A 24,977-nucleotide genomic window follows, 5' to 3' on the forward strand; every position below is an offset into this window, starting at 1 on the left:
TTCACTCGTCATAGTTAATTTTAGGTTTTTTTAACTGCAACTTACGTTCGCGCGAGCGTAAGTCATTCCAAAGGCTCAAACGTGAGGCTTTTCCTGCTAGCTCTCCAACGCTAGCAGAAGACTTCATTAGCCATAGGTTTGAACCATTAAAACTGTAAATCGGTAGCAAATCGCTACGCTTGGAGGCTCGGACAATTTCTGGATTGATGTTGTCGAGAATGAGCGGCTCTGAACTTGGGGTTGGGTAATAGGCGAGTACCATGTGAAACTGATTCAATTCGATGGCTTTTACGTAGATCAAACGCATCTTTGAATCCGGTACGCCAAGCTCGAGTAAAGAGAAGTATTTGGCAATAGTGAAATCTTCACAGTCACCGGCATTGCTGCCTAAAAACTCGAGTGGTGTTGCCCAGTAGTCTTTTTTGCCCCATAGGTCTATGTCGTCAACGAAGTAAAGTTGATTGAAAAAGTCGTTAACGCCTGCCAGCTTTTCATGAGTCTCCAATGTTTTAAAAAAGTCGATATTATCTCGCCAGGTTTTCACGCGCATTCCAGCGCGTTCACCATAGACTGAAGTGACCGTATCGACCCATCTTTGTTCTTTGTTGTTCAAGGCACCAATTTGGAACGAAAAACAACTAATGCTGATTAATAATGTAACTTTACGCTTCAATCTGGGTGGCATATTCGACTCACATCACAAGTGTACTCTTCCAATGGGCTCGACAGTGAGAAATAAGTGCTTTTTATTTAACCACTTATCAACACTTAAATATACATTGGAGAGTCCTTGCTGACACTTACTCCTTAAGTGCGTTGGTTTTGGCGCTCAAAATTGGTTTAAGCAAGTATTCCAAAACGGTTCGCTTACCTGTGATGATATCGACTGAAGCCGTCATACCTGGAATGATTGGCAAGTCTGCATCCTGTCCAAAACTGGTTTTCTCAGTTCGTACACGCACGATATAGAAGCTGTTGCCTTCCTCATCTTGTGTGGTGTCGGCACTGATGTGCTCCAGTTCCCCTTCAAGACCGCCGTACTTGGTAAAATCGTACGCGGTGAATTTCACGATGGCATGAAGGTCAGGGCGCAAGAATGCGATGTCCTTCGGTGCAATTTTGGCTTCAACCAAAAGGGTATCTTCAGTTGGGACGATTTCGACGATGTCCATACCCGGTTGAATAACGCCGCCAACGGTGTTGACGTTCAATGTTTTGATAGTGCCTGTCACTGGAGAAACCACAACGGTACGATTTACGCGGTCTTCCAAGCCCACAGCCGATTCCACGAGCGCAGAAAGTTGGTCTTGGGTGCTATTGAGCTTCTCTTGTTGTTCAGAACGGAATTTCAGAGCAACATCAATACGATTAAGCATGGATTCGCGGATACCAGATTTGATTACGGGAATCTTCAGTTCACTGGATGTCATTTCGCGGCGTGTGTCGTTCACCTGACGCTGTAGTTTCAACAGTTCGATTTTAGGCACAACGCCTTCATCTGCGAGCGGCTTGGTAATGTCTAACTCTTTCTTGGCAAAACGATAGCTCTGGCGCAAGTTACTCACACGTGCTTGGATCTCAACCAGGTCTTGCTGCTTTTGCTTTACTTGTTGGTCGATAACTGAAATTTGGTTACGCAGATTATCTAGGTCTTCTCGGTATTCCGCTTTTTGGCGTTGCGTTAGGCGAGGTTGATTTTCTTCAAGCGTTGGTGGGAATGTCAGTTTACCGTAGTCAAGAACGACATTTTGTTCCCAGTTGCTGTCATCGAAATCGCGATTGACTTCGACACTACTGATCGACGCAGAAAGTTGCAGTACGGAAGCCGTCAAGTTGGCAACTTGTTGTTCACGTTCACGGAAGTCTGAGCGGAAACGCGTGTCGTCAATCAATAACAACTGCTGACCTTTTTCGACTCGTTGACCTTCCTTCACCAAGATCTCTTTGACCAAACCACCTTCGAGGTTTTGTACGACTTGGATTTGAGAGGAAGGGATAACCTTACCTTGCCCTACGGTTACTTTATCGATTTGCGCCCACGACGCCCAAGCGATAGCCGCAACAAAGAATAACACCATCACCCACAGCATTAAGCGGGCACTATTTGGCGTATTTAGAAGCAATGCAGCGGTTTTGTCGTCAACAAAATCCAGCTCTTCGCTGCTTAGTTTGTTGTAGTTGTCTCGGCTCATCACATTCCTTGTTTTATAAAGACGGTTTATCTTTTTGATCTTATTATTATTAACGGAGCATGTCAGCATACTCAGCTAATAAAAATGTGTGAAAGGGGTAAGTCCCCCCTCATTTACTGTGCCTTGAACTTTGTTTTGTCCAACTGATGTTTTTTTAGTTTGTCGTACAAGGTTTTGCGCGACACTTGTAATTCTAGTTGAACCTCTTTGAGTCTGCCTCTATGTCGTTGCAAGGCATCAAACAACAAGCAATATTCAAAGTGTTCTGTGCGTTGGGTCATACTTTGGATTTCAATGCTTTTTTCGCTGTTCCAATCCTCCATACGAAACGCGTCCGGTTTCAATGCCCTTAATTCGGCAAACTGCCTCAATTGTTTGATGTTTTCTGGCCAATCGAGTTCCGTAATCCGCTTCACTTCATTCAGACTAATCTGAGGGGGTTGGAGCTGATAGCGACTCGCTGCATGACGCACGAAGTGTTTGTATAAGGGACCGATGTCTTCTTTGCGTTCATTCAAATTCGGCATCCGAATCATCTTTACTGAGCTTTCAATGCCTTTGTCGACGGTGTTTGCAGCACCAAATACGCGTTGCAGTTTCGGGTGGTTAAACAAGCATTGCCACTGTTTTTCCGATATATGCTCGGCGCTGTGTAAGTACAAACTGCAATGGCTTTTACCGTCTGTAAGATGATGTATGGTTTTGTCTAATGCTTCATGTGAAAGCTCGTATAAGTCTTCACCGGATGCGGCAATCAACTCACTTTCTGCGGTCGCATGGATATCGTGAGCAAACTGAGCAGCGAGTCTTCGCCCTGTGCCATCTTCACCGACAAAAATGAGCGGCTGGTGGAGTGGGGCGCTTATCAGCGCACGGCGAATGTCGACCATAGCTTGACTGTGACCAATCATTTTTGGACCGACATGGGTTTGCATGTCGAGCTCTTTCTTTAGCCAGACGTTTTCTTGCAATAAGACCAGTTTATCGCCGGCATTGTTGAGCGATTTTAATAGTTGCTCGGTAGAGAATGGCTTTTCAAGAAAGTCATACGCACCGCTCTTCATCGCTTCGACCGCGGTTTTTACATCACCATGCCCAGTTAATACGATAAATTGAAAGTGATTATTTTTGCCTAACAGGGTGCGCATGAACTCTAACCCATTCATCACTGGCATGTGGATATCGGTGATGATCAGTGCTGGCGTATTGGGATCAATCACGCGCAGCGCTTCAACTGCATTTGGGAAGCAAGTGACGTCAATTCCTTCAATCAATAACGCTTGAGTAACCGCATCACGAATATGTGGCTCATCATCGACAAAGAAAACAGGGTTATGCATGAGAGTCTTCCTCTGCTGGATGAAGTGAAACGAGAGGTACGCTGACGACAAAAGTCATCCCACCTGATAGCTGAGATTGTGTATCCATTTGGTTGTGAGCGTGACGGGTATAATCGGCATCGCTATCAGCACCATGGCTATTAGCATCATGATTATAAGCGCTGAGTGAGCCTTGATAGCTCTCCAAAATGCGTTTTGAGATGGTTAAACCCAGTCCGAGCCCCTCTGGCTTGGTGGTGTAAAACGGGTCGAAAATCTTAGCTAAGGCGTGTTCTGACATGCCGGGGCCGTTGTCAGAAACCAAAATATCGCAGTTACTCTGGTCACACTGCACGGCAATCGAAATCTGTGGGTCGATGCAATACCCTTCCATAGCTTGAGCTGCGTTGTGGAATAGATTGATCAGCACTTGCTCAAGCTCGACGCTGTGAATCGCGAGTTTTACGTCGTATTCAATGGCTGGCACTTTAAGCGTCACTCCCTGTTTGATCAGCTTACTGCTCAGAATACGTGTCGCGTTGTGCACCGCATCGTGTAGAACCGATACCTCACTGTGTAGGTTGTCATCCGTCTTACGCGTGAAGACCTTTAAGCGTGCAATGACTTCGGCCATGGTATCGTTGAGCGACAGCATCTTATCCAGATTGTCCGCCACCATTGGGTAACGCTCCATTGTCATTAAACGCTGCGAGTTTTCGGTGTAAGTCCGCAGCGCAGCCAATGGCTGATTGATTTCGTGATTAATGCTTGCAGACAGTTCACCAAGTAGCGCTAACTTTGCCGCTTGAGTTAGCTCTTGTTGCGTTTGCTTCAGTTCTTGTTGGCTCTGCTCATATTGATGCACGGTTTGTTGTAACTTGTGGTTGGCTTGGCTGAGGATGAAAGTTCTCTCTGTTACCTTTTCTTCCAAGCTGGCATTGACATTGGCAAGACGTGCTTTGTTGACCAGCATTTGGAACCATGCCAACGCAATTAACCCCACGAGCGCATACAGCAGCAGATAAACTATGTCGGCTTGCAATACAGCGGTGAAGACTTCTTGTTGGCTAATCAGTGCAATGACGCGAAAACCTTTGTCAAACAGATTGGTCGCGTAAGCAAGGTAGTTGGGTGACACCAAGAGTTGGTTGTTTTCAAACTGATTGACTCCGCTTTGCCCAGTGAGCTCGCCACGATATTGAGGAAGGGTATCACCGTATTGTTGAGTTTGATTGAGCTCTTGTTTTGCTTGTTCAGATAATGGGAACAGAGCACGATAGCGCCAATCGGGCAAGTTACTCATGAACACCACGTCGTGCACACCCGCAACCAGTAAATCGCCATCGTCTTGTGCCAAGCGCTGTTCTAGTTGCTCTAAATTGACTTTAACTGTTATTACGCCTGCGACTTCGCCATCGACCCAAAGTGGCGATGAGAAGAAATATCCGCGCTTATTGGAGCGAACCCCGAGGGCAACGTATTGAGCCTTCTCCCCATTTAATGCGTGTTGAAAGTAAGGACGAAAGGCAAAATTAGAACCGACGAAACTGTCGTCTTGTTGATAGTTGCTCGATGCGATCACCAAACCGGTTTTATTGTGCACGTAAATAGTGTCAGCGAGGCTTTGTGCTAACCAATCAGCGAGCAATAAATTGAAGGATTCTGACGGTTTACCCTCTTTGACCGCTGCGAGTAATCTTGGGTCATGGCTGAGCAAGTTCGGGATTTGTTCAAACTTTGCCAGTTCATAATCGATTTCCTGTGCAACCTGCGAAGCTTGAGTTTGCAGCTTATTTTGCCACTGATCATGTTGATGCTGGGTTGCGTATTTATGAGTCAACATCAGCCCGACCAGACCGATGGCGAGCAAGACCAATAAAAAATGGCGCAGAGCTTTGGGGTTAAGTAGGTTCACGATTGGCTCACTAGTTTTTAACGCCATGTTATCAAAAGGCATTTAGTGATGCTGTGAGCTGCTGCGACAACGTGACATAACACAAAACCGCAATCAGGGTTCTCGCTTGCTTTCCTTGAATTTCCCTATCATCGGGCGCACAATCGACAAAAACGAGTGAAGGAGTGAAGATGGAACTTGCTGATATTCGTCGTGAGTACACAAAAGGTGGCCTGCGTCGTAAAGATTTAAAAGCAGATCCGATTGATCAATTTAACCTATGGTTAGAGCAAGCGGTACAAGCAGGGTTGACTGATCCAACCGCAATGACGGTCGCGACAGTGGACGAAAATGGCATGCCGTTTCAACGCATTGTGCTGCTGAAAAACGTCGATAAAGATGGCTTTGTGTTCTACACCAACTTGGGCAGCCGTAAAGCGCAGCAGCTTGAGCACAACAGAAACATCAGCCTGCATTTCCCATGGCATCCACTTGAGCGTCAAGTTCACATCACAGGTGTGGCAGAAAAGCTAACGCCGATGGAGAACATGAAGTACTTCACTTCTCGTCCGAAAGACAGCCAATTGGCTGCGATTGCGAGCAAACAAAGTAGCCGTATTTCTGCACGTGGTGTATTGGAAGGTAAATTCCTAGAGTTGAAGCAGAAGTTTGCCAAGGGTGAAATCCCGATGCCGTCCTTCTGGGGTGGTTTCCGCGTCAAGCCGCAAAGCATTGAATTCTGGCAAGGTGGTGAACATCGTCTGCATGACCGTTTCTTGTTCTCAAATCAAGAAGGCGAGTGGGACATCGATCGCCTTGCGCCGTAATGGCTTTGACAAAGAGATAAAAAACACCGCCTCAATAGGCGGTGTTTTTGTTTTTACCCAATGGCGAATCAACGCTCACCGTTGAGCACGACAGAAAGCTGATGTTTAAGCAGGGTTTTCGGCACAATCGATCCGTAGCCTGCCTCCATGGCTTTGTCGATAAGCTCGTTCTTACTGTTGGCTTCAAACTTAGTGCGCAGACGAGCAACATGCCCTTCTACGGTCTTGGTTGAAATCCCCATGACCTGTGAGATGAATTGCGGCTTTTTGCCATACAGCAACAAGAACAGAGTCTCTTGCTCACGGCAGGTCAGCTTTTCTGGCTCGGGCTTCAGGTTAGAAAAACGAAAGATGGACTGCTGATTGGGCGTGCCTCCGATGGCTCTGCATACCCAATATCCCACTTCGATGACGGCGGTATCAGTAAGCTCGCGACCATAAAATATGGTGCCAATGATGTTGCCGTCGTCGTCTCGCCAAGGCGTCTTAGTAAAAATGTGCGCTCGCCAATGACCATCTGGATAAGGGTGGATATCAAGGATCTTTAGCGACTCGCCTGTTTCAATTACGTGCCTATCTTGTTCTTGAAACTCTTTTGCACATTCAATGGTAGGGCTTGCGACCTCAAAGTCTGTTTTGCCTATACAGACTTCAGGTGAATCGTAGCCTATCAATTCTGCGTATTCCTGATTCACATAGCGGAATACCGAATCTTTATCTTTGCATCCCCAACAACCCGGTAGCTGTCGAAGGAGCGACTGTTCTATGGTATTGACTGGAATATTCACAAGGGACTCACTACTGCTACATATCGCCTGCTTGATTGCAGGTCAGTATTCTCACTTCGCTTATCCCGCGTTTTTATTACAACACTGCCTTGATCATGCTTTCGAGAATCGCGCCAGATGGAACTGGAAGAGAGAAGGTCGATCAGGATAACTCAGCGTGATGATTAACGTCAGGATACGGTGAGATGGTCGATATATTATCAGCTTATGCCATTGTTTTCATTGGCGTGAGACAAAAAAAAGCCAGCCTGAAGACGGGCTGGCAACACAAGATATAATCTTGTCGACGTGTAGAAGAGGTTCTAAATTACATAGCGAGGGTCTGCTAAGTAAGTTAGAGGTATCAAGTAGATACCGATGAGCTCAGGGTCGTATGCATCCTAGAGCTCGAGGTCTAATGTATTGAATTGTGAGCATATTAGTAAGGGGGGAAATCCCTCTATCCCCCTGTTTTTCAGGCATTTCGTGCGCTTTCGATCGTAGTTTTTACCTTGTTGCTTACATTGGTGTGCATTTCAACCCCAAAGATCTTTGCTATTGGCTTGTCTCATCTTTGGTAATTTTGGCTATCTGTCCGTTTTTGTTAAAAAAATTGGTTGCACATTGACCGTAAGTTTCTCTTACATGATCATCGTTCCGGAACTATGATCATGTAGAGCGCAATGATCGTGTTGATTTGATCTTGTGCGATTGGATTGGGGAAGATTTGCAACCCAACAGAGAAGGTATATGATGCCAAGATATAAGCCGACTGTGTAAAGACGACTGTTTGAAATGAGTGATTCAGATAACCCGAAAGCCCCGCTATATAAAGAGATCATGCTGCCTAAACCAGCAGAGTTGATCACGCTTCCGTCTTATATGGATTGCCATGATCATGCTTACACACAGATCGTGATCGGTTTAAAGGGACAAGCAGAATTCGAAGTTCGTGGTCAGGGCAATTTGGTTGGTCCGGGGCAAGGTTGCATCGTAACGGCATCTTCTGATCATGCTTTCGGTGGCGTGATTCATCAATCAGACATCTTGGTGCTTAATATGCCAAAGCCTGCCAACGATGATCCTGAGATGTTGCAAAAAATCAATAACCTAGAACGCTCTCATCTTTACTTCCAATTGGATGGTCAGATTCAAAAGCTGATTCAAATGCTGGTGCAAGAGATGCGTAATCATCCAGACGATTTACTGCTTAGCCGTGCGTGTAATGACACCGTGATCGCTCTTATGCAGCGTCATATATCAGCATTTGAAACCTCAAGGAAAGAGTCACGCTTTGATCTGGAAGCGATTGACCGTTACATCGAACAGCACTTGAGCCACAAAATCAGCGTGGCGCAATTGGCTGGCAGCGTATTTTTGGGTGAAAGCCAATTCCATAGCTTATTCAAAGATCAGATGGGCATTACGCCGCATCAGTACGTGCTCGGCAAACGCATCGATATGGCGCGCGATTTGATTGAACAAGGTCACCTAACGTTGGGGCAAATTGCCGAATTCACCGGTTTCTCAAGCCAAAGTACTTTCACTCATACCTTTACTCGTTTACAAGGATTATCACCTTCTCAGTATAAGAAACAGGTTGGCTAACACTGTTCATCAAGTTGCTTATTTGAGCGAAGCCGCGTATGAGTCGCGGCTTTTTTGTGCTTGTGTTTTGCACAGGAAAGTCGAACTTTTTTGCGTAATTCTCCGGAAAATTTCAATGTTTTTGTCCATTCCTCACAAAAGCGCAATCTAAATCCTTCTTATTCAAACAGAAATTGCTCAAAACCCGCCTGCTTTTGTTGTAAATGACATGCAAAGATGAATTTTTACAACACAATATATTATGTATTTGCGTGTGACTATGTAGATGTTTTGTTATAAAAGCGAGTTTTTAGCAAAAAGCTCGGAGTTTTTGACAAGTATTCTTCTCGGGCTCAAAATACACTGCCAGCCATTGATGATCCTCGAAGCGGTTTTCGAGGAGAGAGATTGAGGAAAACACATGTTTACAGCAACGAACGTGTTAACACCGGAATTTATCGAGCAGCCGCTTGATAAGTTGTGGTCACTGATCTCGCCATTGTACATGGTGGACGAGTCTCAATGGCTAGAGCAATTATTGCCACTAGCAACGCCGACAGCGGAAGAAAAATCGGCAATCACGACCCAAACAACCCAGCTTATCGAAGCCATCCGTGCGGATAAGAAGTCAATTCAGATGATTGATGCGCTATTGCTGGAATACAGCTTAGATACTCATGAAGGTATCTTACTGATGTGTCTTGCAGAAGCATTGATGCGTATTCCTGATTCAGCGACGGCGGATGCACTGATTAAAGATAAGTTAAGCGTTGCTGACTGGAAATCTCACCTTAAGAGTTCTGATTCTGTCTTCGTTAACGCTTCAACTTGGGGCTTAATGTTAACAGGTAAAGTGATTGGTCTTGGTGAGCAGGAAACCCAGAGCCCAGGTCAGGCTGTAAACCGTCTGGTAAATAAATTCTCAGAACCTGTGATTCGTAAAGCCATGTATCAGGCAATGAAGATCATGGGTCATCAGTTTGTACGTGGTCGTACGATTGAAGAAGCGCAGAAGAACGGTCGCCCAATGCGCGACAAAGGTTTCACTTACTCATTTGATATGTTGGGTGAAGCGGCGCTGACCACAGCAGACGCAAGCAAGTACTTCAAAGACTACCTAATGGCGATCGAAGCCGTTGGTCGTGAAACGTACGGCAGTGACACAAGCCCTGCACCTTCTGTTTCTATCAAGCTTTCTGCACTTCACCCACGTTACGAAGTGGCGAATGAAGAACGCGTGATGACAGAGCTTTACGACACCTTAACGCAACTGCTTAAGCGCGCTATTGAGGTGGATGTTGCCATCACGATTGACGCAGAAGAAGCGGACCGTCTTGAGCTGTCACTCAAACTGTTTGAAAAGCTGTACCGCAGCGACCTAGTGAAAGGCTGGGGCAAGTTTGGTCTGGTAGTTCAAGCCTACTCGAAACGTGCACTACCTGTACTCGTATGGCTAAACGGTCTAGCGAAAGAGCAGGGTGATCTGATCCCACTGCGTCTAGTAAAAGGCGCGTACTGGGACAGCGAAATCAAGTGGTCACAACAAGCAGGTTACGAGAACTACCCTGTTTACACGCGCAAAGAAGCGACGGATGTTGCTTACCTAGCGTGTGCTCGCTTCCTACTAAGTGAAGGCGTTCGTGGCAATATCTTCCCGCAGTTTGCTAGTCACAACGCGCACACTGTTACGGCGATTGCTGTAATGGCAGAGCACAAAGATTACGAATTCCAACGTCTGCATGGTATGGGCGATTCGCTTTATAACCATGTGATGGACACTTATGGTCAGCCAGTACGTATTTACGCGCCAGTCGGTAGCCATGCGGATCTATTGCCTTACTTGGTTCGTCGCTTACTAGAAAACGGCGCAAACAGTTCGTTTGTGCACCGTTTGGTGGACGCACGTTGTCCAATTTCAGAGCTGACGCATCACCCTGTTGATGTGCTGACCTCTTTTGAGACGCTACACAACGGTCAAATCCCAATGCCAACCGGTATCTTCCCAGAGCGTAAAAACTCATATGGTGTCAACGTTGATATCGACAGCGAAGCGAAGCCGTTTGAAGCACAGGTTGAAAGCTTCCTGAATCAGAAGTGGACTGCGGGTCCGATCATCAACGGCGAAAAACATGCCGAAAGCATGATCAAGGAAAACTCCGCAGAGATCATTACTACCCCTTACGATCGCCGTATCGAAGTGGGTCAGGTGGCTTTCGCAAGCCTTGATCATGTTTCCGCTGCAATCGAAGCGGCTGATGCTGCATTCCCAGAGTGGAAAGGCACCGCGATTGAACAAAAAGCAGTGTGCCTAGATAAGCTTGCGGATCTGATGGAAGAAAACTTGGCTGAGCTGGTGGCGATTTGTCACCAAGAAGCAGGTAAGACGATTCATGACAGTATTGATGAAGTGCGTGAAGCGGTCGACTTCTGTCGTTACTACGCGAAACAAGCGCAAAATCTTCAGCCGTTTGAACTAGAAGGTTTTGATGGTGTGAAGCGCATTTCAAGCCGTGAAGGTTTGGGTGTATTCGTTTGTATCAGCCCATGGAACTTCCCACTCGCGATTTTCCTTGGTCAAGTAACTGCTGCATTGGTTGCAGGTAACACAGTTGTGGCTAAGCCAGCTGAGCAAACTAGCTTAATTGCGGCGCGTGCGATCGAATTGATGTTAGAAGCCGGCTTCCCAGCGGGCGTGATTCAGCTATTGCCAGGGCGTGGTGGTGAAATTGGTCATGCACTAACGTCTCACGATGCGATTGCAGGTGTGGCATTTACTGGTTCGACAGCAACAGCGCAGCGCATCAACGTTACGCTTGCCGAGCGTAGCGCGAAGCCAGTCCCGTTTATCGCTGAAACTGGCGGTCAAAACGCCATGATTGTGGATAGTACGGCACTGCCAGAGCAAGTTGTGCGTGACGTGATTCGTTCCGCTTTCGCTTCTGCTGGTCAACGTTGTTCTGCTCTGCGCGTTCTGTTCGTTCAAGAAGACGTTGCAGATCGCATCATCAACCTTATACAAGGTGCGATGAATGAACTGCATGTTGGTATTCCTTACCTGCACAAAACGGATGTGGGTCCGGTTATCGACAGCAATGCGAAAAATAAACTCCTTGCTCACCTAGAGCACATGACAAGCACGCAAACCAAAGTTGCTCAATTGCAATTGGACGAAGCGTGTCAGCATGGTGATTTTGTGTCGCCAAGTGCATTCGAAATCTCGGGCATTGATGTTCTGAAAGAAGAGCAATTCGGTCCCATCTTACACATTGTTCGCTTTAAAGCGTCTGAGTTGCCAAACGTGGTTGAGCAAATTAACCAAACTGGTTTTGGTCTCACAATGGGCATCCACAGCCGTAACGAAACCACTTACCGTTGGATTGAAAAACACGCTCGTGTGGGTAACTGCTACATCAACCGTGATCAGGTTGGCGCGGTGGTTGGCGTTCAGCCATTCGGTGGTCAAGGTTTGTCGGGTACAGGTCCGAAGGCTGGTGGTCCTCACTACCTATACCGCTTTACTAAACAACATCTTGTTCAAGCTGAGAAGGCGTAAGGAGTCGCATTATGGTTCATCAGATCACGTTTTTTAAAGATGCATTCTCTGCGTGGGAGCAGTGGAATCTGACCGATTTTGATTACAAATGTGAGCATTTGCTGGCATTTAAATCTGCGATTGAAGAGCAGCATAGCGTGGTTGGCAAAGTGGTGTCTTACCACTTGCAGCAAGCGTCTACTCTGTTAGCAGAAACTCATCAGTTAGTGGGGCCTACGGGTGAAACTAACGAGCTGTACGCAGCGGGTCGCGGTGTGGCTTTGGTTGTTTGTGAAAACAATCTAGCAAATACCGAGAACGCTCTGAACAGCACATTTGCAATGATCACCTGTGCTCTGATTGCAGGCAACAGCGTGGTGATTTGTAGTGACAATACAGAGCTTACTCAATTGGTTAAGCATGCTGTGGCGTCAGCAAACTTCCCATCTAACTTAGTCCAAGTGGTTGCGTACGATGCGTCTTCCCCGTTGTTAGACAGCGACGTACGTAGTGTGGGTTATGTTGGGCATTCACAGGTTGAGCATGCGCTTAACCTGCAACTGGCTAAGCGTGACGGTGCCATCGTCGGCTTAGTTTCTGAAACGGATTTAGAGTCACCGACATTGACTCATGATCCTCATCTGTCGTTGCGCTTCATTACCGAGCGTACTCGAACGATAAATATTACAGCGGTGGGCGGTAACGCGACTCTACTCGAGTTGGGAAGCGACTCCCACTAACCTGACTTGTGATACCAATCTGAACCAAAAGAGCCTGAGAGCTTACTCGGGTTGGTATCTCTTACTTTGATGTATTGCTGCGATGGCAAAATATCAAAGCAGGCAAGGAAGGAAATAATTATAACGAGGACTATCAAATGATAGAAAATAGCTTTGCTATCACGACCACTTTTGTGGCGTACTTACTAATTATGGTTGCCATTGGCGTTTACGCGTATAAGAGGACTTCCAATTCATCAGACTACTTCCTAGGTGGTCGTAGCCTTGGTCCATGGCCAGCGGCACTTTCTGCAGGCGCATCAGACATGAGTGGCTGGTTGCTACTTGGTCTTCCGGGGTATGCATATGCAGCAGGTATTGAAGCGTTCTGGCTAGCAGGTGGTCTGCTTGTGGGGACATGGCTAAACTGGTTAATCAGTGCAAAACGTCTACGTACGTACAGCATTCAAACTGATGCGCTAACGCTGCCTGAATTCCTGTCGCGTCGCTTTAACGATAAGTCGAAACTGATTCAGACAATCTCTGCGTTCTTCATTCTTCTATTCTTCCTTTTCTACACCAGCTCAGGCTTGGTAGCAGGGGGCAAACTGTTTGAGACCGTATTCGGCTTGGATTACAGCATTGCCGTTATCATTGGCACGGTGTGTGTGGTTTCTTACACGCTATTCGGTGGTTTCTTAGCGGTATCTTGGACGGACTTGGTGCAAGGTCTATTGATGGCAGCTGCACTAATGATCGTGCCAGTTGCTGTGATGGATGGTGGTCTAGGTCAATTGGCGACGGACATGCACAACATTAACCCAGAGCTACTAACGCTATGGAACGATACGAAAGGCGAGCCTCTATCAGCTATCGCGATCATCTCGTTGGTGGCATGGGGTCTAGGTTACTTCGGTCAGCCACACATCCTAGCGCGTTTTAAAGCTTCTCGTTCGAACAAAGACCTAACAACAGCGCGTCGTATCGCTGTAGGTTGGACTGCGCTTTCTATGGCGGGCGCAATGCTAGTTGGTCTCGTTGGTCTAGTGTGGGTAACAGGTCACCCTGGTACGCAACTAGAAGATGGTGAGAAAATCTTCATGCTATTGGTGAACACGGTATTCCACCCAGTGATTGCCGGTATCCTATTGGCGGCAATCCTAGCGGCGGTAATGAGTACTGCGGATTCACAACTTCTAGTATCGTCATCTGCTCTAGCAGAAGACTTCTACAAGCAAGTGATTAAGCCAGATGCAACGTCTGAAGAAGTGGTAATGATTGGTCGTGTGGGCGTTATCGTGATTTCTCTTATCGCGCTATTCCTAGCAATGACGCCAGACAGCTCTGTTCTCGGTCTTGTATCTTACGCTTGGGCAGGCTTTGGTGCTGCGTTTGGTCCAGCAGTTGTGCTTAGCCTTTACTGGAGCGGCATGAACCGTAACGGCGCACTAGCAGGTATCCTAATCGGTGGCGTGACTATCGTGGTTTGGAAACAGCTAACAGGCGGTTGGTTCGATGTGTACGAAATCGTACCGGGCATCATCTTCTCAACGATTGCGATCATTGTTGTAAGTAAGTTGACTGGTGGTGCAGCGCAAGAAGTACTTGAGCAACACAAAGAATACGAGAAGAAATTGGTTGAGCTAGACTAATTCCTCTCAATTAAAAACAAAGCCCGTGACCATCGCGGGCTTTTTTGTGTTTGTTCGATAGCAATTTGAATGACGCACCAATACCTCAATTAGAGAATTTCTGAGGTATAGTAAAAAACGTGTTGACCCGTCTATCAGTGTAGGGCTGATGCTATGTCTGTACCGACAAAAGGAGCCACTATGCTAACCGTAACCCAACTGGCCAGAGAGTGTGGACTCTCTCGTACTACGATTCTTTACTATGAACGTGAAGGCTTGCTAGCGCCTGCACATCGTTCAGAAAACGGTTATCGCTGGTATGGAGAAAAAGAGATGCAGCGTTTAAAAACCATTTCGTCTTATCGTTCTTATGGGTTACCGATTTCCAGCATACGCACTTTGTTGGCACAGAAAGGCAAATCTCAAGCGGAGATCTTGAAAGACCATTTCAATGAACTTGAACGCGAGATTCAAAATCTGCGAGCGCAGCAAAAAGCGATCGTGGTGCTATTACAAGAACCACAACTGATAGAGGATAATATTGTGACTAAAGAACGTTGGGTACAAATCATGCAAGCGGCGGGCTTTTCTGAAAACGACATGGTGACATGGCACCAGAAATTTGAAGAGATGGAGCCTGCTGAGCACCAAAAATTCCTTGAATCTTTGGGGATTGAGCAAGACGAAATTGTGCGCATTCGCGCTCTATAATTAGCGCTTAAGCAGGACATTAAAAACCGGTTAAATAAAAATAAGCCTCTTCGTGAGGCTTATTTTTTATAACAGCTTACTTAATCATAAACTGCTTAGAAACGGATCTTTGAGTAAACCACAGTGTTACTCAATTCCCCTGAGGTAGAGAGGCGGTCGTGTCTCAACTCACCTTCAAAGTCATAACCACAACGCTCTGCGACAGCACGGCTTTTTAGGTTGGTTGAATCTGCCATAATCGCAATGCGTCTTGCACCGAGGTCTTCAAACGCGTAGCGCTCTAGCTCAAGCACCGCTTCGGAAATGTAGCCATTGCCCACCGCGGCATCATCCAGCCAGTAACCGATTTCAAACGACGGCACTTCTTGATCACGAATCATTAAGCCTACTGCACCAATTAAACGGTCGCTTTCTTTTTCAATAATGAAGTAACGCAACTCCCCTTCAAAACTTTCAAAGTTGGCGATGGCTTTTTCTGTCCCCTCAATCATTGCTTCTAGTGTGAGCACATGTGGCACCCAAGGAAGATACACTTCGAGTGTCTTCTGGCTACGCAGTACTGCTTGGTGTGCTTCTTCTGCACGTTCTAAACAAGCAGGGGTTAGCTTAAGACGTTTCGTTTCCATATCGGCTCTCCTTTGGGTGAAAAATGAAAGAAAAATCATTTAAGCAGATGTACTTAGAATGATCTAGTTGTTCGTATACCCAAATAACCTCGAGATGCTAGGTTCAGCGAGAATGACTTGGTTTGTATACGCGGCGGCGATTTAAAGGTCTAGTGGGTCTAAATCAAGAATCGGCAACAAAGTATACAAGCCAAGGCAGTTCGCCCTTTGGGAGCGTGTCATTGACTCGATTGCTGCGTCAAACAACTTGGAAATAGCTGGCTATTACGCTGCGTTGTTTTCCTTGACCTCGAATCAATGACAACGCTCTGAATCCTGCATCATGAAGTCATTTGGGTATACAATATTATTCACTTGGTTTGTTTTGAAGAACCTGAGAGAATCGTAGGGTTATTAAAACCACTAGGTTCACTATGAAACTTTTAGTAAGAAACTTGGCTCGTCAAACGACTGAGCAAGACATGCGTGCACTCTTCTCTGCACACGGGAAGGTAGAGCTTTGTACATTGGTTCTTGATCAAGAAACCGGCTTATCAAAAGGCTTCGGCTTTGTGATCATGCCAGATGAAGCAGAAGCGATTTCTGCACTGGAAGCGCTGAACTTGACCAGCGTAGCGAAAAGCAAGATTCGCGTGAAAGTCGCTCAAGACTAAGAGAGAGAAAAGCCAGCATCACTGCTGGCTTTTTTGTATTTCAAGAGAGGAAACGAGCGCTAATCGCATTGGCACATAACGAATTCCTTCTTTCTCGCAGAGATCATCGGTAGGTTCAAAACCGTGCTTGTGATAAAACGAAACTGCGTTGGGGGCTGAACGAAGACGCACATAACTTCTTGGCTTATCATGGGTTGAGTCCAGTATCGTATCGAGAAGTTGTTTACCCAAACCATGGCCTTGAGCTTCGGTTGCCACGAATAAGTGGGTGAGATAGTTATCATCTTTTAAAGCGGCAAAGCCAACCACTTTATTGTCGCGGAACGCCGCTAAGGCTAAAAAGTCTGGATGCGTTATTGCTTGTGTCACATCTTGTCCGACTCTTGCGAGAAAGCGCCGTTTTCCTTCTTCGGTAAAGTGCTCAAGGATGTGGCGCTGTGTAACTTTAGAAACCAAATCCGCCACTTGGATAATGTCATTCGTTTGCGCTTTGACTATCTCTATCATCAATTTTCTCTTCGATCTGTTTCATTAATTGCGCTAATTGCAGTTTATCGAAGTTGTTGGAATTTGGAACCTGATAGGAATCTGTGGCGGTGTAGAGCATCAAGCAGTTATTACTGAAAGGTTCTTTCTCAATTTGAACCTTGCTGATTTCATTCAATGGAATACGAAAGTACACTGTAGAATCTTGATGGTACTTCAAACTGTTAGAAGCGGGCTCAATGCTGATCGATTTTGGCGTAAACCACTTACGCTTAGATAGATGTAATACGTACAGCAATAGAATAAATACAGCCAATCCTGCCCCTATTAACCATAGGTAACCGCCTATATAAGCAAAGTAGGTGAGTGATAGAAACCAAATGCTGAATAAGAACGGATTGTTCTTTGGTAAGTTTTGTGAGGTCTCATGAATGATCACTTCGAATTTCCTCGCTGCTTATGTTTGACAGTTTACGCAGAGCTTGTGTAAGCGGCTGAGATTTCACTTCAATTAAAATCAGGTTTATTAGCCCACCAACGGAGATAGCCGCAAGGACCGCGCTGATACCACTTCCTTTGGTTACTAAGCCATACAGACCTGTAATCAGCATAAGGATAAACGTCGCGATTTGGATGGTTAAATGGCGCTGAACCAAATAGTGACCAGTTTGGTAGTCCTTAATAACGTAAACGTATTGCCCAAAGCTACCGAGTTCTACTTTGACCTTTCGATCTAGCGCATGACAGCGGAACCCTTGTTGATTGAGAGATTTTGCGAGGCTTTCCATGCCAATGACTCCATGTTCTATCTAGTTATCTTTTGCACATCATAATGTCACGATGAGAGCCGCTTAGTTTCGCTGAACAACAAATCTAAGAGGCAAGTCCCACCGTATACTCAGTGCTTTCTTTAGTTTGCGGAACGCTTTCAGGTTTAGTTATTCGCATCAAATCCGCATTGAACTGCGCGAGGGGTAGTGCGATTTTTTTTGTGCACAATTCACACTGTAAATTACACGAGTCGGAAGAGAGGTATCCGTTCTCTCTCACCTGTCGGAATCAAGACGCTCTTTAATGCCGAATGTAAAAAATACACAGTGACAATTACTTATGCGTAGTATCTCATAGTATTACATACATAGGCGTTATTGTTCATAATTTGATACAAAAGTTGAGGTCTGACCAAGGTCTCAGTTTTCAGGCACGTGTGCGGAATTTTTTGGATGTGGGGCACAAAAAACTAAAGGGGCTTTTTAATTGTGGAATTATTTTGAACAAAATATGTCAATTGTCAGTAGCACAGAAAATCAGGGAGAAGAGAAATGCCGGATATTTATTGCTCAGTTTGTAGAAGATCAACGCAGCATAAAGTGATCATGAAGCGTTGTGAACCAGAGCATATCGCCACGCTAACTGGCAAAGTCGTCAGTTTTACTCAGTTGATGGCAAAGTTTGTATCGGGTGAGCATTACTACGAGATGGAACCGCAGTACTACTGCCGTTGTTGTAACCATCGCGCTATTGGTGAAGTGGTTCAGCATCCAGCGCGACAGACATCAGCAATTATGTAATTGACGCTTACGCAGCAAGATCTTTTTCTGTTGCGAATGGCAATCCGTCGATCATAACTGGCCAGCCGTAAGACGCATATTCAGACGCCAGAGACTTTGCGACTTCGTGTGAGACGGTCGTGTACGTCCATTCTCCAACGCCAAATGGTTTGTACGCGAGTTGTAGGGTTAACATTGCTTTCTCCTTAATATTTTTACCTATTATTGCCTTATCATTTGGCTCATTTCTTTTCTCTGCAGCTCATGTTTTTCTCTTCAAAGTTCATCATTCCATTATTTTGTTAACAAAATTATCTGATTAATAAAGTCGCCAATATTGGTGTGTTGATTTATAAATTATGCAGATGAATGTTTTTATTTTTTGACTATTTGATGAATTTTTGTGCTAGGCAAACGTTAAATGTATGCAGGTTTCACACGTTGTTGATATCACTATTTGCAAACTGAATAGTTACTATTACTCTGATGATTCCTGAGTTGTTACAAGGATGTGGTTAATGAGTTATCAATTAGACAGAATTGATTTGCAAATTTTGAGAGTGCTGCATTCTCGTGGGCGAATTCCGGTCGTAGAACTGGCAAAGCAGGTTAACTTAACCACATCACCATGCTCTGAGCGCGTCAAACGGTTAGAGAAAGAAGGCTACATAAATGGTTATCATGCCGAGCTCAATGCGGAGAAGCTTGGGTTGGATGTGCAGGTCTTCATCCATATTCGCTTAGATCAAACCAGCTTTTCGATTTTTGAGAAGTTTGCTAAAGCGGTAGAGTTAATGCCTGAAATAGAAGAGTGCTATTCGCTGTCAGGTGACTTCGATACCATGATCAAAGTGCGAGTGAAGAACATGAAGGCTTACCAAGAGTTTATGTCGAGTAAGCTTGGGACGTTGCCTGGTGTGATACAAACTCGTAGTGAAGTGGTCATTGAAGAACACAAGACGGGCTTTGGGGTGAATCCCGAGCTGCTTGGTTAAATTGCACAAAGTGTGCGAAACACAGGTACAAAAAAGGAGCCAATGGGGCTCCTTTTGAGTTCTTAATGCGAGTTAATCAGCATTAGTGATTAGATGGCTCTTAGGCACTGACGAAGGTTGTCAGTACGCCGATCAGACCACCAAATACCCCGCCCCAAACGACGAGCCAGCCAAGGTGTTCTTTAATCATCTTCTGTACGATCTCTTTTACCAGCGCTGGCGTCAATTCACTTAGGCGCTGATCGATGATGCTTTCAATATTCTGTTTGATTTCATCCATCATTGCTGGTGACTCTAACTGCTCTTTGAGTGCTTCTTTGATGCTGTCGCTCTTGCTCAGTTCGATGATGGACTCTTGCATCTTCTCAACAAATGACTGACGCATTGGTTGTAGCGCTTCTGCGCCACCAAACATTGCGAGCATGCCGCCAAATTGAGAACCTTCAATGACTTCCACTAGAGAATCAAAGGCTGGGTTTAAGTCGACTTTCTCGATCACTGGTTCTAGGTTGATGTTTACGCCGCCAGCCATTTCCTTGTTTAGGAAACGATCGATGTTCGCTTCGGTAAAAAATTGCTCCATCATCAGGTTTTTGATTGCCAGCTTGAACTCTTCGAAGCGCGCTGGAATGACGCCAGAGCCATATAAGCCGGGTACTTTTTCAAACAGCATGTGAATCGCTAGCCAGTTGGTGATCGCGCCAGAAAAAGCGAACAGACCCGCGTACCAAAGGTAATCATTTTGAATGTGGTATCCCGCGCCCATCATGGCGATCGCGAGGATATTAGTCAGCAAACTTTTGTTCATAGTGACCGATTATGTATGAATTGATGAAGTAATAAGTGGGCATGATTCTATACCTAACTGGTAGAGAGATGCTAGGTTGAGCTTGATTGGGTCTGCTTTTAGGCGGGATGAAATAGGTTAGCGCTAAAAAAACAAAACCCGACATTCACTGCCGGGTCACTGCTTTTTCTTAGAAATTCTAAGTGTACTTTTATTGTGTTTTTAGAAGCGGAAGACCTTACAACAAAGTTGGCATTTCCAGCGCTCTGAGTAGCCGAATAATTTGTCTGCCCAACTTGGTTTTACTTGTACGATCTGCATTGAACCACATTTACACATAAGCTAATTACCTTATTATTAGATTAATAACTAAGCCATCAATTGAGTATAGCTGTTTCTCAAAAAGTGAAATTACAAATGAATCCAGCTTGCTACTCTGCGTTGTGTCCACTACTAACGATTACGCAACGGGACGCCATACTACCAGAAAAAGTGTGACTTTCATCCACAAAATTGTTTTATATCTGAGAAAGTAAGTGATCGCCATCACTATTTGTGTGGGGTGTCTTCTTGGGAAAGCGGCTCGACATAGCAAAATCGAATGAAAAAACGGCGCTTATTGCGCCGTTTTAGTTTGGTGATTTACTGCAATTTAAGAACGTTAACCCTCGAGCTCTTCCCCAAGGAAGCCACCTGTTTGGTGCGCCCAAAGCTGAGCGTAAATGCCGTTGTTGGCAATAAGCTCTTTGTGTGTGCCTTGTTCGACGATGTTGCCTTTATCAAGCACAATCAAGCGATCCATTTGCGCAATGGTCGACAAACGGTGCGCGATGGCGATAACGGTTTTGCCTTGCATCAGCTCGTTCAAGCTTTCTTGAATGGCGGCTTCAACTTCTGAATCCAGTGCTGAAGTCGCTTCATCCAGTACCAGCAAAGGTGCGTCTTTTAGCAGTACACGTGAAATCGCAATACGCTGGCGTTGACCACCAGACAGTTTCACACCGCGCTCACCCACTTGTGCGTCGTAACCCACGTTGCCGAACGGGTCGGTTAGGGTTTCGATAAACTCGTGTGCGTGCGCTTGCTTAGTCGCTTTAATCAGGTCTTCTTCAGTCGCATCTGGGTTGCCATACAAGATATTGTCGCGGATTGAGCGGTGTAGCAAAGACGTATCTTGCGTCACCATACCAATATTCGAGCGTAGCGAGTCTTGCGTGACGCTAGAGATTTCCTGCCCATCAATCTTGATGCAACCTTCCTCTACATCGTGGAAGCGCAATAGCAAGTTCACTAAGGTGGATTTACCTGCGCCAGATCGTCCAACTAAGCCCACTTTCTCACCCGGTTTGATATTAAGGTCGAGGTTGTTTATCACGCCCTTTTTCTCACCATAATGGAAGCTCACGTTATCGAAGTGAATGCCGCCTTGAGAAACTTGCAGATCTTTCGCATCGGCTTTGTCTTTGATGTCGATAGGTTTAGATAGCGTCTTCATTCCATCTACGACAGTACCCAAGTTTTCGAATAGGGCACCGACTTCCCACATGATCCACATCGACATACCATTGATACGCAGGGCTAAGCTGATAGCAATTGCAATAGCACCAACGCTTATCGCGCTATCCAACCACAAATAAATCGATAGCGCAGCCACCGAGAACACCAATAGATAGTTGGAGATCTCTACCGCTACGTCGAAGCCAGTCACCAAGCGCATTTGGCGATACACAGTATTCAAGAAGCCTTTCATGCCCTCTTCGGCGTACTCGGTCTCTCGTTTACTGTGCGAGAACAGCTTCACGGTTTGAATGTTGGTATAGCTGTCGACAATGCGCCCTGTCATGGTGGAGCGTGCATCGGCTTGCTCAGTCGCCACGGCCTTTAGTTTCGGAACAAAGTGGACCTGAATCGCGATGTACGCCATTAGCCACACCAACATTGGGATCATCAAGCGCCAGTCAGCGGCGGCTAACATCACGATGATGCTGGTGAAGTAAACTAAGACGTAGACGAACACATCCATCGTCTTCATGACGGTTTCTCGCACCGCCAGAGAGGTTTGCATCACCTTAGTGGCAACGCGACCTGCAAAATCATCCTGATAGAAGTTCAGGCTTTGATTTAGCAAGTAACGGTGCGCAAGCCAACGTACCGACATTGGGTAGTTACCCAGCAGGGTTTGGTGAATCAGCAGTGAGTAAACCACGACCAAAATCGGCATGACAATCAGCAATAAAGAGCCGTAGAAAATAAGGTCTGCTTTGTTGTCTTGTAAAAAGGTTTCTGGATTGCTGGTGGATAGCCAATCAACCAACTGACCCATGGCACCAAACAGAGATACTTCTACGATCGCCACAATCGTCGACATGATCGACATGATCGACATGATGATCAGCGGTTTCTCAAAGCCGCGCGTGTAATGGCGCAAGAAGGCGTAAATCCCAGTTGGGGGTTGGTCAGGCTGTGATTTGGGGAACGGCTCGGTAAAGCCTTCAAATCGTTTAAACATAACTCATCCTAAAGTTAAAGCATTGCCACGTCAGAGGGTGAATCCGTCAATTCTTCTTGCCTTGGACGAGGCAGAAATCCTGAACGTGGAGATAAGACATATTGTGGTCTGCTAGCCAGAAAAGCAGACGTATTTGCGTATGTGTGAGAGGCGAAAAAATAGTCTAACCGATTGCCTTTTAAATGTAACTAGTTGGTTATAAAGAATTCGCTAGTGCATTATTCTTGAGATGACCATTCACGCGTCACAAAACAGTAAATCGACAAAGTGACAATAAAAAGTCGGGTTAATCCGGTCTCATACCAAAATATTTACTTTTGGTTGATGGATTTATTATTAAAAACAGCAAAACCGCGGTTAACAATAAATTTACAATCTCATCATTCTAGTGAAAAGGAATGTATTGGATGCTATTACACGAATCAGTGCCTCAGAATGCACATGGAAAAGAAGAAAGCACGCAAAGTGCTCTGCGTCATACCGCAAATTGCGTTGTGATGGTGCCACCTAAAGAGTTTCGTTTTAACGAAGAAACTGCGCAAGACAACGAGTTTCAACACCAAGTTTCGCTAACTCAAGAAGAAGTCTCACGTAACACCATGGCTGAATTTTCCGCGATGGTTGAAACCTTGCGTAAAGAAGGCGTGCAAGTCGTTGAGTTTGATTACCCTCAATCCGACACAGCCACGCCAGATGCGGTTTTCCCTAATAACTGGTTTAGCACCACTCCAGAGGGCACTTTGTATACCTTCCCGATGGCATGTGAAAACCGTCAGCATGAAGTTCGTCCGGATGCGTTGGTCGCTGCATTAGCGCACGCAGGTCGTGAAGTGCATCAACAAGACTCACTGATTGAATATCTGGATGAAGAAGCCTACCTAGAAAGCACGGGCGTGATGGTGCTCGATCACTTCAACAAAACCGTTTATGCCGCGCTCTCACAACGTTGCGATCGTCTGGTTTTAGAAGATTACGCCAAGCGCATTGGTTATGATCGCGTGATTTCTTTCCAAACCCGTTTGCCTTCTGGTGCTCCGATTTACCACACTAACGTGATGATGGCTGTGGGTGAGCAGTTTTGCGTGATTTGTGATGAAGTGATCCCTGAGTTTGAGCGCCGCTTTGTGCTTAAATCATTGGCGAAAGACAAGCAGGTGATCTCGATTTCTCTTGAACAGATGAACCAGTTTTGCGGCAACATCCTTCAACTGGAAACGGTACGCGGCGATAAGGTCATTGCTATGTCTCAATCGGCTTACGATGCGTTCTCTCCAGCACAAAGAAATCAACTAGCGACACACGGTAAATTGCTACCATTTGACGTTTCTACCATCGAATCGATCGGTGGTGGCTCTGTACGCTGTATGTTAGGCGAAGTGTTCCTACCAAGCCGCAAAGCCGTGTTGTAAACCAACCCTGAATTTCCCCCAAAAAGCACCATGTTGAAAGATGTGGTGCTTTTTTATTGATGGGCTCCAGCGGATTTACGACATTACCTTGTGTAGAGCGGCATTGGCGAGTGAAGTCGTTTTATGCACTCTGGCAATAAAAAGCTCTGCACATGCTAACGCATCACTTGCTGCGCTGTGGTTGTAGTAAGCAGGGAATCCAAGGTTCTCCCTGAGGTCATCAAGCTGAAAGCTGGCAGGGCTATGAGCAAGGTTTGATGATAAGAATCGTCGTTCGAGCTCCATCGTATCGATAAAGCAAAAGGGAAGTTTAACGATGCCAAACTTTTTGCTGAGGTAGCGCGACAGGAAGCCTTTCTCAATGAATGCTCCATGAGCTAACACCACTTTTCCTGCCAAGGCTTCAAAGAGTTTATTCATCGCTGCATCGATAGTGAGCCCTTGGCTGAGGTGCTTGGGGGTTAATTGGTTCACGCTGGCACTTTTAGCGGTGATGTATTGCCCGTGTGAAATAAAAAGCTCATCAACGGTCGACAGTTCGATCTGTTGAAAACTGAATGGCACTAAACCAATAGACAAAATCTGGTCGTGTTTAAAATCGAGTCCACTTGTCTCGAAGTCAATAGCGACATATTTAAGCTGTTGAAGTGGTGACGTGACAGAGGGTAATGGAGTGCTGAGATAGGTTCCCCAACCGCCAATCCATTCACCTTGCTCTTCGATATGTTGTCGAAGTGTCTCGATGTTCTCCAAGTGGAACTTGTGTTTTAGACTCGTCAACAT

At 45.8% G+C, this 24,977-nt stretch carries 23 protein-coding genes; 10 read left to right on the top strand and 13 right to left on the bottom strand.

The window, feature by feature from the left end:
• Position 1: 1 nt before the first annotated feature.
• From OH459_RS01235 to OH459_RS01250, 4 genes are all read right to left on the bottom strand, one after another.
• Entirely contained in the window at positions 2-685 is a 684-nt protein-coding gene (locus tag OH459_RS01235; protein ID WP_017189818.1) for a transglutaminase-like cysteine peptidase, read from the bottom strand.
• Positions 686-800: 115 nt separating this feature from the next.
• A complete protein-coding gene (locus tag OH459_RS01240) occupies positions 801-2,192 on the bottom strand; it encodes an HlyD family type I secretion periplasmic adaptor subunit (protein WP_005449876.1) in 1,392 nt (463 codons plus the stop codon).
• Between the two features lie 113 nt (positions 2,193-2,305).
• Positions 2,306-3,532, bottom strand: coding sequence for a sigma-54-dependent transcriptional regulator (locus OH459_RS01245; RefSeq protein WP_009696510.1), 1,227 nt, complete (start codon positions 3,530-3,532; stop codon positions 2,306-2,308).
• Positions 3,525-5,468, bottom strand: a complete 1,944-nt coding sequence (locus OH459_RS01250) for a sensor histidine kinase (RefSeq protein ID WP_074051893.1) — start codon at positions 5,466-5,468, stop codon at positions 3,525-3,527. The genes OH459_RS01245 and OH459_RS01250 overlap by 8 nt, the downstream gene beginning before the upstream one ends.
• Positions 5,469-5,596: 128 nt before the next feature.
• Between OH459_RS01250 and pdxH the strand changes: the two genes are divergently transcribed.
• Complete coding sequence (pdxH, locus tag OH459_RS01255) at positions 5,597-6,232, top strand: pyridoxamine 5'-phosphate oxidase (protein WP_269984729.1); 636 nt, start codon at positions 5,597-5,599, stop codon at positions 6,230-6,232.
• A gap of 68 nt (positions 6,233-6,300) precedes the next feature.
• On the opposite strand, the gene OH459_RS01260 is transcribed toward pdxH, so the two are convergent.
• The gene (locus OH459_RS01260; RefSeq protein WP_009702374.1) at positions 6,301-7,020 is read right to left on the bottom strand and encodes a helix-turn-helix transcriptional regulator; all 720 of its coding nucleotides are present in this window, start codon (positions 7,018-7,020) and stop codon (positions 6,301-6,303) included.
• Between the two features lie 774 nt (positions 7,021-7,794).
• Here OH459_RS01260 and OH459_RS01265 point away from each other — a divergent pair.
• From OH459_RS01265 to OH459_RS01285, 5 genes are all read left to right on the top strand, one after another.
• Complete coding sequence (locus OH459_RS01265; protein WP_005449884.1) at positions 7,795-8,607, top strand: AraC family transcriptional regulator; 813 nt, start codon at positions 7,795-7,797, stop codon at positions 8,605-8,607.
• 400 nt (positions 8,608-9,007) lie between these two features.
• Positions 9,008-12,139, top strand: a complete 3,132-nt coding sequence (putA, locus tag OH459_RS01270) for a bifunctional proline dehydrogenase/L-glutamate gamma-semialdehyde dehydrogenase PutA (protein WP_269984734.1) — start codon at positions 9,008-9,010, stop codon at positions 12,137-12,139.
• Positions 12,140-12,150: 11 nt separating this feature from the next.
• Complete coding sequence (locus OH459_RS01275; protein ID WP_005449886.1) at positions 12,151-12,858, top strand: 1-pyrroline-5-carboxylate dehydrogenase; 708 nt, start codon at positions 12,151-12,153, stop codon at positions 12,856-12,858.
• 137 nt (positions 12,859-12,995) lie between these two features.
• On the top strand, positions 12,996-14,489 hold the full coding sequence (putP, locus tag OH459_RS01280) for a sodium/proline symporter PutP (protein ID WP_005449887.1): 1,494 nt from the start codon (positions 12,996-12,998) through the stop codon (positions 14,487-14,489).
• 180 nt (positions 14,490-14,669) lie between these two features.
• Complete coding sequence (locus OH459_RS01285) at positions 14,670-15,179, top strand: MerR family transcriptional regulator (protein ID WP_009706661.1); 510 nt, start codon at positions 14,670-14,672, stop codon at positions 15,177-15,179.
• A gap of 95 nt (positions 15,180-15,274) precedes the next feature.
• On the opposite strand, the gene OH459_RS01290 is transcribed toward OH459_RS01285, so the two are convergent.
• Entirely contained in the window at positions 15,275-15,805 is a 531-nt protein-coding gene (locus tag OH459_RS01290) for a GNAT family N-acetyltransferase (protein ID WP_050935680.1), read from the bottom strand.
• 413 nt (positions 15,806-16,218) lie between these two features.
• On the opposite strand from OH459_RS01290, the gene OH459_RS01295 reads away from it, so the two are divergent.
• Positions 16,219-16,458: an RNA recognition motif domain-containing protein gene (locus OH459_RS01295; protein ID WP_005449890.1), complete on the top strand. Its 240-nt coding sequence runs from the start codon at positions 16,219-16,221 to the stop codon at positions 16,456-16,458.
• Between the two features lie 18 nt (positions 16,459-16,476).
• Here OH459_RS01295 and OH459_RS01300 read toward each other — a convergent pair whose 3' ends face one another.
• From OH459_RS01300 to OH459_RS01310, 3 genes are read right to left on the bottom strand one after another with little or no spacing between them, the layout of a single operon-like run.
• Complete coding sequence (locus OH459_RS01300) at positions 16,477-16,965, bottom strand: GNAT family N-acetyltransferase (RefSeq protein WP_269984742.1); 489 nt, start codon at positions 16,963-16,965, stop codon at positions 16,477-16,479.
• Complete coding sequence (locus tag OH459_RS01305; RefSeq protein ID WP_009696503.1) at positions 16,934-17,383, bottom strand: hypothetical protein; 450 nt, start codon at positions 17,381-17,383, stop codon at positions 16,934-16,936. The genes OH459_RS01300 and OH459_RS01305 overlap by 32 nt, the downstream gene beginning before the upstream one ends.
• The gene (locus tag OH459_RS01310) at positions 17,370-17,732 is read right to left on the bottom strand and encodes a hypothetical protein (RefSeq protein ID WP_005449894.1); all 363 of its coding nucleotides are present in this window, start codon (positions 17,730-17,732) and stop codon (positions 17,370-17,372) included. The genes OH459_RS01305 and OH459_RS01310 overlap by 14 nt, the downstream gene beginning before the upstream one ends.
• 534 nt (positions 17,733-18,266) lie before the next feature.
• Here OH459_RS01310 and OH459_RS01315 point away from each other — a divergent pair.
• Positions 18,267-18,515, top strand: coding sequence for a hypothetical protein (locus OH459_RS01315; RefSeq protein WP_005449896.1), 249 nt, complete (start codon positions 18,267-18,269; stop codon positions 18,513-18,515).
• Between the two features lie 7 nt (positions 18,516-18,522).
• On the opposite strand, the gene OH459_RS01320 is transcribed toward OH459_RS01315, so the two are convergent.
• A complete protein-coding gene (locus OH459_RS01320; RefSeq protein WP_005449897.1) occupies positions 18,523-18,690 on the bottom strand; it encodes a hypothetical protein in 168 nt (55 codons plus the stop codon).
• 322 nt (positions 18,691-19,012) lie between these two features.
• Here OH459_RS01320 and OH459_RS01325 point away from each other — a divergent pair, with 322 nt between their 5' ends.
• A complete protein-coding gene (locus OH459_RS01325) occupies positions 19,013-19,489 on the top strand; it encodes an Lrp/AsnC family transcriptional regulator (protein ID WP_005449899.1) in 477 nt (158 codons plus the stop codon).
• A gap of 100 nt (positions 19,490-19,589) precedes the next feature.
• Here OH459_RS01325 and OH459_RS01330 read toward each other — a convergent pair whose 3' ends face one another.
• Together OH459_RS01330 and OH459_RS01335 are read right to left on the bottom strand one after the other, a co-directional pair.
• Entirely contained in the window at positions 19,590-20,297 is a 708-nt protein-coding gene (locus tag OH459_RS01330; protein WP_269984748.1) for a DUF445 domain-containing protein, read from the bottom strand.
• Between the two features lie 640 nt (positions 20,298-20,937).
• On the bottom strand, positions 20,938-22,785 hold the full coding sequence (locus tag OH459_RS01335) for an ABC transporter ATP-binding protein (RefSeq protein WP_269984750.1): 1,848 nt from the start codon (positions 22,783-22,785) through the stop codon (positions 20,938-20,940).
• A 407-nt stretch (positions 22,786-23,192) separates the two neighbouring features.
• On the opposite strand from OH459_RS01335, the gene OH459_RS01340 reads away from it, so the two are divergent.
• Positions 23,193-24,194: an arginine deiminase-related protein gene (locus OH459_RS01340; RefSeq protein WP_269984752.1), complete on the top strand. Its 1,002-nt coding sequence runs from the start codon at positions 23,193-23,195 to the stop codon at positions 24,192-24,194.
• A 75-nt stretch (positions 24,195-24,269) separates the two neighbouring features.
• Here OH459_RS01340 and OH459_RS01345 read toward each other — a convergent pair whose 3' ends face one another.
• Positions 24,270-24,977, bottom strand: coding sequence for an exonuclease domain-containing protein (locus OH459_RS01345; protein ID WP_269984754.1), 708 nt, complete (start codon positions 24,975-24,977; stop codon positions 24,270-24,272).

Source organism: Vibrio sp. MM46, from assembly GCF_027587135.1.
Classification (GTDB): Bacteria; Pseudomonadota; Gammaproteobacteria; order Enterobacterales; family Vibrionaceae; genus Vibrio; species Vibrio harveyi.

Bases quoted from the DNA above. Each gene is read 5' to 3' on its own strand.
- OH459_RS01285 (WP_009706661.1), top strand. From the start codon at position 14,670: ATGCTAACCGTAACCCAACTGGCCAGAGAGTGTGGACTCTCTCGTACT.
- OH459_RS01235 (WP_017189818.1), bottom strand. From the start codon at position 685: ATGCCACCCAGATTGAAGCGTAAAGTTACATTATTAATCAGCATTAGT.
- OH459_RS01290 (WP_050935680.1), bottom strand. From the start codon at position 15,805: ATGGAAACGAAACGTCTTAAGCTAACCCCTGCTTGTTTAGAACGTGCA.
- OH459_RS01335 (WP_269984750.1), bottom strand. From the start codon at position 22,785: ATGTTTAAACGATTTGAAGGCTTTACCGAGCCGTTCCCCAAATCACAG.
- OH459_RS01250 (WP_074051893.1), bottom strand. From the start codon at position 5,468: ATGCCTTTTGATAACATGGCGTTAAAAACTAGTGAGCCAATCGTGAAC.
- OH459_RS01265 (WP_005449884.1), top strand. From the start codon at position 7,795: ATGAGTGATTCAGATAACCCGAAAGCCCCGCTATATAAAGAGATCATG.
- OH459_RS01240 (WP_005449876.1), bottom strand. From the start codon at position 2,192: ATGAGCCGAGACAACTACAACAAACTAAGCAGCGAAGAGCTGGATTTT.
- putP (WP_005449887.1), top strand. From the start codon at position 12,996: ATGATAGAAAATAGCTTTGCTATCACGACCACTTTTGTGGCGTACTTA.
- OH459_RS01300 (WP_269984742.1), bottom strand. From the start codon at position 16,965: ATGATAGAGATAGTCAAAGCGCAAACGAATGACATTATCCAAGTGGCG.
- OH459_RS01340 (WP_269984752.1), top strand. From the start codon at position 23,193: ATGCTATTACACGAATCAGTGCCTCAGAATGCACATGGAAAAGAAGAA.
- pdxH (WP_269984729.1), top strand. From the start codon at position 5,597: ATGGAACTTGCTGATATTCGTCGTGAGTACACAAAAGGTGGCCTGCGT.
- putA (WP_269984734.1), top strand. From the start codon at position 9,008: ATGTTTACAGCAACGAACGTGTTAACACCGGAATTTATCGAGCAGCCG.
- OH459_RS01295 (WP_005449890.1), top strand. From the start codon at position 16,219: ATGAAACTTTTAGTAAGAAACTTGGCTCGTCAAACGACTGAGCAAGAC.
- OH459_RS01320 (WP_005449897.1), bottom strand. From the start codon at position 18,690: ATGTTAACCCTACAACTCGCGTACAAACCATTTGGCGTTGGAGAATGG.
- OH459_RS01275 (WP_005449886.1), top strand. From the start codon at position 12,151: ATGGTTCATCAGATCACGTTTTTTAAAGATGCATTCTCTGCGTGGGAG.
- OH459_RS01330 (WP_269984748.1), bottom strand. From the start codon at position 20,297: ATGAACAAAAGTTTGCTGACTAATATCCTCGCGATCGCCATGATGGGC.
- OH459_RS01345 (WP_269984754.1), bottom strand. From the start codon at position 24,977: ATGTTGACGAGTCTAAAACACAAGTTCCACTTGGAGAACATCGAGACA.
- OH459_RS01315 (WP_005449896.1), top strand. From the start codon at position 18,267: ATGCCGGATATTTATTGCTCAGTTTGTAGAAGATCAACGCAGCATAAA.
- OH459_RS01245 (WP_009696510.1), bottom strand. From the start codon at position 3,532: ATGCATAACCCTGTTTTCTTTGTCGATGATGAGCCACATATTCGTGAT.
- OH459_RS01325 (WP_005449899.1), top strand. From the start codon at position 19,013: ATGAGTTATCAATTAGACAGAATTGATTTGCAAATTTTGAGAGTGCTG.
- OH459_RS01310 (WP_005449894.1), bottom strand. From the start codon at position 17,732: ATGGAAAGCCTCGCAAAATCTCTCAATCAACAAGGGTTCCGCTGTCAT.